Annotated in this window: 11 protein-coding genes and 1 pseudogene; 5 read left to right on the top strand and 7 right to left on the bottom strand. The window is 37.0% G+C overall.

Translation table 11 applies throughout. From position 1 onward, the window contains the following. Positions 1 to 82: 82 nt before the first annotated feature. Both CZ809_RS02215 and CZ809_RS02210 read left to right on the top strand, forming a co-directional pair. A complete protein-coding gene (locus CZ809_RS02215) occupies positions 83 to 1,054 on the top strand; it encodes a DNA ligase (protein ID WP_162841589.1) in 972 nt (323 codons plus the stop codon). Between the two features lie 146 nt (positions 1,055 to 1,200). Further along, on the top strand, positions 1,201 to 1,539 hold the full coding sequence (locus tag CZ809_RS02210) for a c-type cytochrome (protein WP_080155804.1): 339 nt from the start codon (positions 1,201 to 1,203) through the stop codon (positions 1,537 to 1,539). A 3-nt stretch (positions 1,540 to 1,542) separates the two neighbouring features. Here CZ809_RS02210 and CZ809_RS02205 read toward each other — a convergent pair whose 3' ends face one another. Next, positions 1,543 to 2,589: an FUSC family protein gene (locus CZ809_RS02205; protein WP_080155803.1), complete on the bottom strand. Its 1,047-nt coding sequence runs from the start codon at positions 2,587 to 2,589 to the stop codon at positions 1,543 to 1,545. Between the two features lie 350 nt (positions 2,590 to 2,939). On the opposite strand from CZ809_RS02205, the gene CZ809_RS02200 reads away from it, so the two are divergent. Next, positions 2,940 to 4,085 carry a M14 family metallopeptidase gene (locus tag CZ809_RS02200; protein ID WP_080155802.1) on the top strand — a complete coding sequence of 382 codons (1,146 nt, stop codon included), beginning with the start codon at positions 2,940 to 2,942 and terminating at the stop codon, positions 4,083 to 4,085. A gap of 98 nt (positions 4,086 to 4,183) precedes the next feature. On the opposite strand, the gene CZ809_RS02195 is transcribed toward CZ809_RS02200, so the two are convergent. The 6 genes from CZ809_RS02195 to CZ809_RS02170 all read right to left on the bottom strand — a co-directional run bounded on the left by CZ809_RS02195 (position 4,184) and on the right by CZ809_RS02170 (position 10,960). Beyond that, positions 4,184 to 4,972, bottom strand: coding sequence for a phytanoyl-CoA dioxygenase family protein (locus CZ809_RS02195; RefSeq protein ID WP_080155801.1), 789 nt, complete (start codon positions 4,970 to 4,972; stop codon positions 4,184 to 4,186). A gap of 460 nt (positions 4,973 to 5,432) precedes the next feature. Then, on the bottom strand, positions 5,433 to 7,358 hold the full coding sequence (locus tag CZ809_RS02190; protein WP_080155800.1) for a polysaccharide biosynthesis protein: 1,926 nt from the start codon (positions 7,356 to 7,358) through the stop codon (positions 5,433 to 5,435). A gap of 77 nt (positions 7,359 to 7,435) precedes the next feature. Continuing rightward, complete coding sequence (locus CZ809_RS02185; protein ID WP_080155799.1) at positions 7,436 to 8,611, bottom strand: DegT/DnrJ/EryC1/StrS family aminotransferase; 1,176 nt, start codon at positions 8,609 to 8,611, stop codon at positions 7,436 to 7,438. An 18-nt stretch (positions 8,612 to 8,629) separates the two neighbouring features. Continuing rightward, a complete protein-coding gene (locus CZ809_RS02180; protein WP_080155798.1) occupies positions 8,630 to 9,247 on the bottom strand; it encodes an acetyltransferase in 618 nt (205 codons plus the stop codon). Further along, complete coding sequence (locus CZ809_RS02175) at positions 9,240 to 9,836, bottom strand: sugar transferase (protein ID WP_080156530.1); 597 nt, start codon at positions 9,834 to 9,836, stop codon at positions 9,240 to 9,242. Before CZ809_RS02175 ends, CZ809_RS02180 begins: the two co-directional genes overlap by 8 nt. After that, positions 9,836 to 10,960 carry a glycosyltransferase family 4 protein gene (locus tag CZ809_RS02170; protein ID WP_080155797.1) on the bottom strand — a complete coding sequence of 375 codons (1,125 nt, stop codon included), beginning with the start codon at positions 10,958 to 10,960 and terminating at the stop codon, positions 9,836 to 9,838. The genes CZ809_RS02175 and CZ809_RS02170 overlap by 1 nt, the downstream gene beginning before the upstream one ends. 720 nt (positions 10,961 to 11,680) lie before the next feature. Between CZ809_RS02170 and CZ809_RS21520 the strand changes: the two genes are divergently transcribed. Further along, positions 11,681 to 12,082 (top strand): helix-turn-helix domain-containing protein, encoded by a 402-nt coding sequence (locus CZ809_RS21520; RefSeq protein WP_306341421.1) that lies wholly within the window; start codon positions 11,681 to 11,683, stop codon positions 12,080 to 12,082. A 12-nt stretch (positions 12,083 to 12,094) separates the two neighbouring features. Continuing rightward, positions 12,095 to 12,550: pseudogene (locus CZ809_RS21350) on the top strand (transposase); the annotation flags it as partial. Positions 12,551 to 12,570 lie beyond the last annotated feature (20 nt).

The raw sequence follows: 12,570 nt of genomic DNA, 5'->3' as shown, positions 1-12,570 counted from the left end.
ACCAAAAATAGATCATTATAATTTACCCATTAATGGCATTTATTTACTGTTATACCTCTTGTGCTTACTAGGAATACGTATCATGCCTTTATTACAATATCAGCCGCTGTCACATTGTCATGATAGTTCTAAATTTCAATGTTTTAATAAGCATTTAACCCCAATAGCAGCTTTAATTGGCCTATCATTAAGTTTTCCTCTTGCAGCAGAGCAACCACAACTGATGCTGGCTAAAAGTTTACCTAGCGATCAATTAAATGCAGCACACTATAGTGATGACAATCAAATTCACGACATTTTCACTGTTACTGATTATTTGGTAAGCGAAAAATTAGACGGCATTCGCGCCTATTGGAATGGACAACAGTTGCTGACAAAAACAGGCAATATTATTCATGCACCAACATGGTTTTATGCCAACTTTCCGAGCACACCATTAGATGGCGAACTGTGGATTGAACGCGGCCAGTTTCAAGCATTAACGCGTATTGTACTTGATAATGAGCCTGATAATTTAGCATGGAAAAAAGTCAATTATATGGCGTTTGATCTGCCCCATAACAGCGCGCCATTTAGCGATCGTTATCGCCAATTACAAGCATTAATAGAGCAACAACGAGATCAAAACAACCAACCACTAAAACATTTACAATGGGTTGAGCACAAGTCACTCGATAATTTAGCAATCTTAGTGCAATGGCTCGATATTATTAGCAGTAATGATGGTGAAGGCTTAATGCTGCACCATAAATCCAATAACTACACTTTCGGTCGCACTGAGCATCTACTAAAACTCAAAAATCATCATGATGCAGAAGCGATCATTATTGGCTATGAAGAAGGCAATGGTAAATATCAAGGCATGATGGGCTCGGTGTGGGTAAAAACAGCCACCAATAACACCTTTAAAATAGGATCAGGTTTTAACGACCAACAGCGCCTGTCTCCACCAGCGATAGGCACCACCATTCAATATCGCTACAACGGCTATACCGACCGTGGGATCCCTCGTTTTGCGCGCTTTATTCGAGTACGTGATAACCCTGACAGCTAATATTATAATCAACACCAAGGTATAGATTGTAATTTTCTATGACATTTATTGTTACACTATTTACCTTAAAATACAGATTAAGTCATTGATTAGTTATGGTATCGTTTTGTACTAACAATCATAATGTTTACAACGAATGGCTTATAATGACATACCTATTTAACGGTTTTCGCACCCTAACAACCGCTATATTACTTATTAGCGCAATGAGCACTAACGCTTACGCAATGCCAAAAGGTGATGCCAGTAAAGGGGAAATTAAAACCCCAAGTTGCCGTTTCTGCCATGGTAGCAATGGTATTGCACCGCAACCAAGTTACCCCAACCTTGCAGGCCAACAACCGCAATACCTGTATGATGCAATGCTGGCTTACACTAATGACATGCGTAAAGGCCCAATGGCAAGCATGATGAAAGGTCAGCTACAAAATCTAAGCACACAAGATCTGGCTGATATTGCGGCTTATTATTCAGCGATGAAATAGCCATTACTGTGCATCATTTTTAATCGTTTCAAATTGGCACAACCATTCGGAAAGCTCAGCAACCTGACGTGCCAATTCTCGATTAAGCCACAAATAGCCGTAATAACTAATATCGGTTCGGCTATCTGCACTTGGGGCTAATTTGGGATATAACGCCAATATCTCAAGCTGACTTTTATTGATCACCATTAATGGATTTTGAGGTGATAATAAATCTTCACCACATTGTTTACACATCAGCGATAACTGCTCTTTTGCTTGTGATAAAGCCCGTATTTCTTGTACTTTTTCTTTGCTGTATTGATGTCGCCATTGTGTCTGAATAATATTTTCTAATAAATTGAACATCCTCACCTGACAAGCAATTGCCTTTTTAACTGGCTGTTTCATTGCCGGTGTTTCATGACCAATACTCGATTCTAATGACGTGATCTTATTTAATGTTTGGCGTAACTGAGATAACGGTATTTCGCGGTAAGCATCATCACTATTAACCAGTGCATTATGCTCAGAATAGTTTTGATGAAACACACGCAAAAAATCACCACACACTAATTTGAAATGATCGGTCGCTTTAGCCGGAAACAAATATTGACTCGCAATGATCGCCACTAACCCACCCCATAGCACATTAGTCGTACGCCATAATGCAATATGTAAATCCCCAGGACCACTACCCGCAACCAGCACCAATGTCACTGAAGTTAAAATCGCACTGTAGGCGTATTTTCCTAGAGTAAAGTAAAGCGATACACTGAGCATTACAATCAATGAGCCATAATGCCAATAAACATTATCTACTGGGAAAAAATACAACGACAGGCCTAAAATTGCCCCAATAGTGGTACCAAGTATTCGTTGACTGGCTTTATCTGACACTTCACCTGAATACTTGGCCGACATCACCACAATAATAGTAATTGGCGCCCATGTGCCATAGGGTAATTTAAAAATAATATCGATAGAAAAAGCAATGATACAAGCGATAATAATACGCAGTACATGAAACAAGCGCATGTACTTAATGATCTGTTGGTGTAAGGTTTTCATTTGGTGTAGCTACCACACACATGTTTAAAACAAATATCAATAACACATGGTTTTCAAAATCACCAGCAGCACAAAATGAACTCTAGCAACCACCAGTGCATAAGTTATCACTGCAAAAGCCAACTTAATCACATCAATGTTCTTTAATAGCTGTTTTAATACAATCTATGCATTTTTTAAAATCAACTTATCACCACGATCTTTATCGATGTATCACACCACACAGCGCCATTGATGATTATTCACTCAACCTAACAATGAAACCTTATTTTGATGAACAAAAATCATTATCGATTGTGGTGGTTTGTGATAGCCTAATTCAATACTTATAAAGATAACGAGTAACCCTCATGAAAATTTTCAGTAACTTCGAAAGCGGTAGCATTAATGTTGTTAAAGCAGAGAGCAAAGACGACATTCAACTCAGTATTCCTAACGATAACCAATCTGAACTTCATCAGTGGTTTCACTTCCGTTTAGAATCAGAAGCTCAACAGCCTCATACTATTACGTTATTAGATCTAGCTAACTCAGCCTACCCTGAAGGTTGGAATGGTTATGATGTTGTGGCCTCTTATGATCGTGAAGAGTGGTTCCGTGTCCCTTCAGAGTTTGATGGTGACAACTTAACGTTCACTGTTATTCCTGAAAATGAATCAATGTACTTCGCTTACTTTGCACCGTACAGTTACGATCGTCATCAAGATCTATTGCACCTTGCACAAAGCCATTACAACTGCCGCCTAGAAACATTAGGTCATACGCTTGATAATCGCGATGTAAGCCTATTAGTGATCGGTGATGAACACGCCGCAGATAGCGAAGAAGCACCAAAGAAAAAAATCTGGGTTATTGCACGTCAGCACCCAGGTGAAACCATGGCAGAATGGTTTGTTGAAGGCTTAGTACAACGCTTGTTAGATGAAACTGACACTGTTGGCCGTGCCCTATTAAATAAAGCGGTATTCTATGTTGTGCCTAACATGAACCCAGATGGTAGCGCACGTGGTCATCTACGCTTAAATGCGATTGGTGTGAACCTTAACCGTGAATGGCAAACACCATCATTAGAAAACAGCCCTGAAGTTTTCTATGTACGTGAAAAAATGCTAGCAACTGGCGTAGATATGTTCCTTGATATTCACGGCGATGAAGCAATTCCATTTAACTTCGTTGCGGGTTCTGAAGGCATTCCATCATACGATGCGCGCCTTGAAAATCTTGAAAATAAATTCAAACAAGCGCTATTAACCGTAACGCCAGAATTCCAAGACGAACACGGCTACGGCAAAGATAAGCCAGGCGAAGCTAACCTAACAGTGGCATCAAACTGGGTGGGCGAGCAATTCAATTGCTTATCTTACACTGTTGAAATGCCATTTAAAGATCATAATAAACACCCAGATAGCCTATACGGCTGGTCTCCAGAGCGTAGTATCGGCTTTGGTCACGACACCCTAGCAGCAGTACTTGCTGTTACTGATGATCTTCGTTAAAACGATTATTGCTACTTATAATATTAACGGCTGCCTTTGGGGTGGCCGTTTTTTTAGATTAGTAGTTGGAAATTTGTGGTTGTCCTGCCTTTTTATCTTTAAGCACACACCATTGATTTCAGGTGCAAGGTGTTGAGAAATAGCCTTGGGTCGGCAATCTTATTTAATATTGATTGGGGCGGTAAGCAATCATCATCAACGTAATCGACATAATCAGCCGCTGAGTCAAAGATCAAAATATCCAATGCTAAACGATCTAAGCCATACAATCCGCGGTGAATCATATCAGCTGAAAACACTAACAAGTCACCCGCAGCTAACCCAATTTGTTTACCGCCAGAGATGCTGTCATTGCTGACTTTACCATTTTCTTCTTGGCGAACATTGTGCTCTTCTTCGTTGTCCCATCGTTTGTGTGTGCCGGGGATGATTTCCATGCCAAGTTCATCAAATAAAGGCACTCGAAGATGTAACACTTGCGTTTCTAATATGACTTTCATTTGGTCTTCAAGATCATAGTCATATTGACAGTCACGATGCCAAAAGTCTTTTTGTTGCGGATTTACGGGGTTGAAGAACAATTGTGTATTCATAAATGCAGGATTTTCAGGTATCACTGCATCAACAACGTCCATGATCTTTTTGGAGCTGATGAAGTCAAAAAGTACCGTTCTATCATCAATGGGTAGATATTCGCTACCCGTAATTAAAGACGAGTTAAACGCTTCTTCATGATAAAACTCTGTGTTGTCTGCTTTCCACAATTCATGGAACTTTAGCACCACTTTTCTAAGCAATGAAATCTGAGCTTCGTCGAAATAATTTCTAATCACAAAGTAACCATGTTCATCATAAAGATTACTTAATTGTTGGTTGTTTTCTATCACTGACTACCTTCACACTCTCGGTACCGTTTACTGACGACGGTATTCTTGGGCGCATAATGCCAGACTGCTGGTATTCAACCAAGTAATAAAATCATCATTAAAGAATACAGGACACCCATATCTTTATTCTTTAAGATTTCCACACACAGTGAGTAGATTCCCTATCGCCCTTGCAGGCATACACAGCAAATAATAACTTTACTCTTTAAAATTTTAACTCATTGTAAGTAGATTCCCTATCATCTTTGTGGGTATTCACTGTAGGAAATAACGCTATTATTAGCCATCACATTTAATGAAACTTTATGGCTGTCCTTTTTTCTTTTTTTTCTTTTGCCCTTTTTTCTCGTTTTGTTTTTTTCTCTTTATCCTCTAGCCGTATTAAAATACAAAAAAAAAGCCACTCAATCAGAGTGGCCATTAATAATAAAAATATACTGTAAACTTACTCAATTTTAAATTACAAACTGACAACTTTAAGCTCTGGTTTAATATCATTACTCCAGACCAGATCACAAATACCATCTGTTGGTATAAATCCCGTTGGAGCCGTCAATAATATCTCTCTCACTCGCTCATGATGAAATTCATGACAGGCCGAATCTAATTGAAGTAATAATGGTTCTAATTGTGCCCATGGTAAATAATCTTCATCAGCCGTCATAATTCGCTCATGCTGAGTTTGAGCAACATTATTACCAATTAAGAGCTCTTCATATAGCTTTTCACCTGGCCGTAATCCTGTAAATTGAATTTCAATATCACCATTAGGATTTTCGTCATCAATCACTTCCAACCCTGATAAATTTATTAATTTTCGAGCTAGCTCTACAATCTTAACTGGATCTCCCATATCAAGAACAAATACATCGCCCCCTTTACCCATAGCACCCGCTTGAATAACTAATTGTGCCGCTTCTGGAATCGTCATAAAATAACGAATAATGTTGGGGTCAGTAACAGTTAAAGGCCCACCTTCAGCAATCTGACGCTTAAATAATGGGATAACTGAACCAGAAGATCCTAAAACATTACCAAAACGTACCATACAAAAATGTGTATTCGTTGATATTTGAGATAATGCTTGTAAAGACAACTCCGCCATTCGCTTAGTCGCCCCCATTACATTTGTTGGCCGAACGGCTTTATCTGTTGATATTAAAACAAACGTCTCTACGCTCGCAGCAATTGCGGCTTGAGCAGTGTATAGCGTACCAAAAATATTATTACGTATACCTTCTATAACGTTAAATTCAACCATTGGCACATGCTTATAGGCAGCAGCATGATAAATCGTTTGTACTTGAAATGTTTCCATTACAATTTGCAACCGATTTTCTCGTTGAACACTACCTAATAATGGATAGATCTCAACATTCAATCCTTGTTTATTTACAATCTCTGATAACTCTTTATCTATCGCATATAAGTTATATTCAGAAACTTCAAATAACAAAAGCTTAAGAGGTTTTTGATTTAATATTTGCCGACACAATTCAGCTCCAATAGATCCTCCAGCGCCTGTTACCATCACGACTTTACCTGTGATATTTGCAGTAAATAAGTCCACGTGAGGAGTAACAGGATCTCGACCTAATAAGTCCTCAATAGCAACATCTTGCAATTCATCAATGCGAGACTTACCACTTAAAATGTCATCAACATCAGGAACAGTTTGCACTTCAATAGATAACGGCTCTAATGCATGTAATACCGATTTTCTTTCTGAGCGACTTGCACTCGGTAATGCTAATAATATTTTAGTAACATTTTTTTTATCGATAACCTTTGTAATATCATAAGAATTATAAACACGAATTCCCATAATATTGGTATTAAATAAGGTTGGATCTTTATCAACAAAAGCAACCACCTTATATTCTTGATTTGATCGTAAAGTAAAACACAATTGACGCCCTGTTGAACCCGCACCATAAATAATCACATTTTTACGATAAGCTTTAAATAAATTTCGATTTGAAATGTAATTACGCATTATCATACGAGAGCCACCCGAAAATAACACTAAAAACAAAGCATATATAATAGGAACAGTCCGAGGAACTAAATCATCAATATATAATCGTAGCCCATAAAAAGCGAACATTGAAAGTAACGCACCAATACAAATAACGAATAATGCTTGAAATGTTAAATAACGTAATATGGCTCGATATAAACCTAATTGCGAAAATATAAATATGGTTAATAAGATTAAAGGAACTAACGCTTTCCATAATTCAACCGAATAAATAACATTCAGATGATCTAAGCGAATAAAGAACGCGAAAAAATAAGCTACACTTATAAATATAGCATCACATAAACAACTAATAATACGTTTCTTTGGACGAGAAAGAAAAAGTATCTTTTCATATCCTTTCATAGCTGAGCCTAAAATGAAAAAGATGAAATAAAGAAAAGGTTAGAAGAAAAAATACAACACTTAATATTAAATAACAATTACTTTGAAGCTTGTTGTAACACATCACGAATAACTGTACATGTTTTTATTATTTCATCTTTTTCTAATGTTGGATGAACTAAAAACATTAAGCTTGTTTCACCTAACTCAACCGCATTTTTCAAACGTTCAGCAGGACGCCAAGGGGTATTATCAAATGCTTTTTCTAAATAGACTTCAGAACAACTACCTTGATAAGCTGCGACCCCCTGCTCATTAATTGCTTCAATAATTTTATCGCGGCTCCATCCTTGTTTTAAACATTCAGGGCGAATAAACATGTAATGCTTATATTCTGCATGCTCAATATAATCAGGCACTATAACACTACGAACAATAAACAAACCGGTAACCGATTCATCTATCATTTTTCCATTAGCCTGACGCTTTGCAGTCCAGTCAACCATACGAGTTAATTGAATTCGACCAATAGCGGCTTGAATCTCAAGCATCCGCCAGTTAGTACCAAAGCTTTCATGTAACCAACGATAACCAGGAGCATGATCTTGATGATAAATAGCATCATAACTCTTACCATGATCTTTATAAGACCACATAATATTCCACAATGCTTTATCATTAGTCGTTACCATGCCACCTTCGCCCCCCGTGGTCATGATCTTATCTTGACAGAATGACCATGCGCCAATATGACCAATTGAACCCACACTACGGCCTTTATATTTCGCGCCATGAGCCTGAGCACAATCTTCGATAACATATATATTATATTCTTCAGCCAACGCCATAATGTCATCCATTTCAGCTGGCATTCCCGCTAAATGAACCACAATAATTGCTTTTGTTGTTGGGGTTAATACCGCTTTAATTGTTTCAGCGGTAATATTCTGGCTATTTAAATCAACATCGGCAAATACAGGGTTAGCCCCCGCAGTCACAATACAAGATGCAGAGGCCAAAAAAGTACGAGAAGTAACAATAACATCGTCGCCTTGACCTATATGCATTGCTTTTAATGCTACATCTAACGCAAGAGTACCATTACTTAATGCAACTGCGTATTCACACCCAACCCATGTGGCAAATTCTTTTTCAAATTCACGACATTCATTGCCGGTCCAATAATTCACTTTATTTGATAAAAGCGTACGGCTAATTGTTTCGGCTTCTTGCTCTGTAAAACAAGGCCAAGGAGAAAATGGAGTATTTAACATAAAAATCCTTATTTAATATTAAATCGGTTTTGCAGGAGAGCCAATAACCTTTTGATATGATGAAATAGAATGAATAACGGTAGAGCCAGCGCCAATAATAACGTTATCACCAATAGTTACTAACTGAACAATATTCGCACCAATACCAACCCAAGAGCCAATACCGATAGAAATACCGCCAGCTAAATGACTTCCAGGGCTAATATGAACTCCATCAGCTAATTTACAATCATGATCAATTGTTGCTGCTGTATTAATAATGCAAGCTTGGCCTATTTTACTAAATGAGTTAATAACCGCATTTGCCATTATTACCGAGCCGATGCCTATTTCACTCATTGTGGAAATAATGGCTCTCGGATGAATTAAGCTTATTAAAGGAGCATCTAATTTAAATAATTTGTTTTGTTTTTCTAACCGAATCCTATTATTACCAATACCAACAATGACACCATCATAATTAGATAGTTGCTGTAATAACTGTTCCGTATTACCAACAACATCCCATTGTTCTAATTGACTTAAAACAGGAAAACGATCATCAAAAAAATCAATTTCATCCCATCCCGTTAATAATGCAATATCTGCAAGTACTTTACCGTGACCACTCGCACCTAAAATAGCAAGCTTAGCCATGAGTATTACCTTTGAATGGTTCAATCGTAACGTGATCGTTAGCCGATATCCCTTCTTTAATAAACACTTTCTTTATGGTTAAAAGTAATATTTTAATATCTAGCCACAAGGATTGATTATCGGCATACCACACATCAAGTTTAAATTTTTCATTCCAACCAATCGCATTACGACCATTAATTTGCGCCCAGCCCGTGACACCAGGGCGAACATCATGACGGCGACTTTGCTCTTGATTATAAAGCGGTAGATATTGCATTAATAAAGGACGAGGACCGACTAAACTCATATCCCCTTTTAAAACATTCCATAGCCCGGGTAATTCATCTAAACTTGTAGAGCGTAATTTCATTCCAAAAGATGTTAATCTTTCACTATCTGGTAATGACTGCCCATTTTTATCAACCGCATCTTTCATAGTGCGAAATTTTATCATCTCAAATGGCTTCCCCTTTAAACCAGGACGAACCTGACGAAATAGAACCGGAGAGCCTAATTTTTTATGAATAAAATATGCTGTGATAATAATGACTGGAGATAATAAGATTAAAGCAAGAGTTGAGGTTATTATATCAAATAGGCGTTTTATCATTCAATAATCCCCATCCCTGTTAACATAACTTTGTTTACCTTATGTACATCAAATTTATCTTCTGCCATTAAACGTGAAGCTTTAGCCATTCGTTTTACTTCCTCAGGATGCTCAACTAAATACAGCATAGATTCATATAAAGCATGTGAATCTTTAACGGGTACTAACAAACCATTCTCTTTATCAATAACCGTTTCACGACATCCAGGCGCATCGGTTGTAATGATTGCTCGTTGCATAGCCATTGCTTCTAATACTGTTCTTGGCGTGCCTTCACGATAAGACGGCAGAACATATATAGATGAATCCTGAATCACAGACTGCACATCACTTAGTCTTCCTAAATATTCAATCGCACCACTTTTTACCCATTCATCTAATTCCATTTGAGAAATAGCATCGGGGTTATTATCAATCCAGCCAACAAGACTACATTTAATATCAGGGCATTGTTTATGAAGCATTCCTGCAGCTTGTGCGTATTCTCTAACACCTTTATCTCCTAATAAACGAGCAATTAACAGAAAAGATGGTACTTCAGGTAAATCAACAGCTTTGAACTTATCTATATCAATGCCTGAACCATTAACAACAATTATATTTTGTTGCTTATTAACTAAGCCTAATTGTTCGAATAACGTTTTATCATCATTATTTTGAAAAAAAACTGTTTTATTTGCAGTAAGGGCAACTTTATATAAAGTCTGCAATACCTTTTGTAGCCATTGACGTTTACCACTTACCTCGCCTGTAAAGGCATAACCTAAACCGGTAATTAAAGAAAAACGATTATTAACATTAGCTAATTTAGCGGCTAATGAACCATATATCACGGGTTTAATCGTATAGCCTAATGTATATTTAGGTTTAATCTCCTTTATTAATTTATACAATGACAATAAATATTTAAAATCAGATGCAGGATTAGTACCTGTCCGTTCTAAATAAATATCATGAACAACAACTCCCATCTCTGTTAATTTGTTTTTTAAAGATCTAGTGATATCTGGAGCAACAACATGTATTTCTAATTGTTGATACTGTAATGCCTTAATTAAATCACCACGAAAAGTTAAAATAGAATCAGGAAAGGAGGCAATCAATAAAAATTTAGTTTGCATTAGTTATATTAAAATCCCTTTTTTCTTTTGCCGCAATAATTGATATAAATAAATATTGGCGTAAACATCCATTTCTGACGCATGGAAATACCAAAATTAGCCGTTGTCATTGATAATATCGCCCACGCAATTAAGACATAAAACCACATAAACAATCGATTACCCTCTAATGCTAAGTGCTGAAGTTTGTGAGAAAAATTCTTTGTTATATTATCCAATCAACCATAAAAAGCTAATAATCCAAATATATTCAACATCAAAAAACAACCAACTATTGATAGAGTGTGACCGCATAAGTGCTTATTTTTTACCATTGCTATAAAATCGGCGCTCAACACTGCTTCTAACATTAAAGTATTCATCATGCAGCGTTTCTACTTTCCGACAACACTGAATTTAATTGGCCTAGATTGAAATAGTAAATTTAGTCACCTAGTTTGTGGTGATATCATGACTCATAATTTAATATTTTGATAATATCTGCTAAGTATCTTTAATAATGACTCCGTAGTTCCTCCAATGAAGTGGCATAATTAATGCTTTATACCAATCTAACTAAAATTATGATCTAATTGAAACCATCATTTTTAAATGATATTCGCCATGGACAGCCTAAACAATACCTACTTTAAAAAGCTTACTCGCCAACAAAAAACGATTCAAATGAAAATGAGATTACTTGCCTTATAGCACTTCAAGGAATGTCAATCTCGTACTCAAATTGCTAAATATCTCAAAGTTAGCCGAACAAGTGTTAATAAATCGATTAGTGTCTTTCTTGAAGAAGGCTTAGCAGGACTTCAAGAAAAACCGCGTAGTGGTCGTACTGCATTTATCACACCTAAACAACGTGAGCAGCTATCCAATTATATTAAACTTAAAGCTCAAGACTCTTCTGGTAGGCGATTAATAGAAGCGGATATTCATGCTTACATTCTCAATGAATTTGATAAAAACTACCATCCAGATTCTATCTATCATCTACTTAAGCGTATGGGCTTTTCGTGGATAACGTCACGGTCAAAACAATCACAACAAGCTCAGGATAATTTTAAAAAATTTAAAATTGAAACGATCCTTAAGATCCCAGGGCATATAGGGCTCGATAAGGTCGATGTATAGTTTCAAGATGAAGCAAGGTTTGGACAACAAAATACCACTACCCGTCTTTGGGCTGAGCGAGGAACTCGACCAAGAGCGATAAAACAACAGCAGTTTGAATATGCTTATCTATTTGGTTCGGTGTGCCCAGCAAGAGGAATTGGTGAGGCGTTAGTGGTACCTTGGGTAAATAAAGAAATAATGACTGAGCACCTTGCTCAAATATCACGAAGTCATGCTATTGTGGTGATGGATGGTGCAGGCTGGCTGGCGATATTGCCAATCCGTTTAATAATCTCAGTATCATCAAACTTCCACCCTATTCCCCCTGAACTTAATCCAATTGAACAAGTGTGGAGTTGGTTACGACAACACTATCTCGGTAATCAAAGTTTTGCTGATTATAACGACATTGTCGATAAGGTCTGTCTTGCATTGAATCGGCTTCACGCATTACTAAAATGTGTTCAAGAGATTGAATTAACCTGACCAGTTAATTTTCCAGATTG

The organism is Photobacterium piscicola (genome assembly GCF_900166965.1).
In the GTDB taxonomy this organism is placed as follows: Bacteria; Pseudomonadota; Gammaproteobacteria; order Enterobacterales; family Vibrionaceae; genus Photobacterium; species Photobacterium piscicola.
The sequence above is the reverse complement of the archived record's forward strand: the minus strand, read 5'-3'. Positions and strand labels throughout refer to the sequence as shown.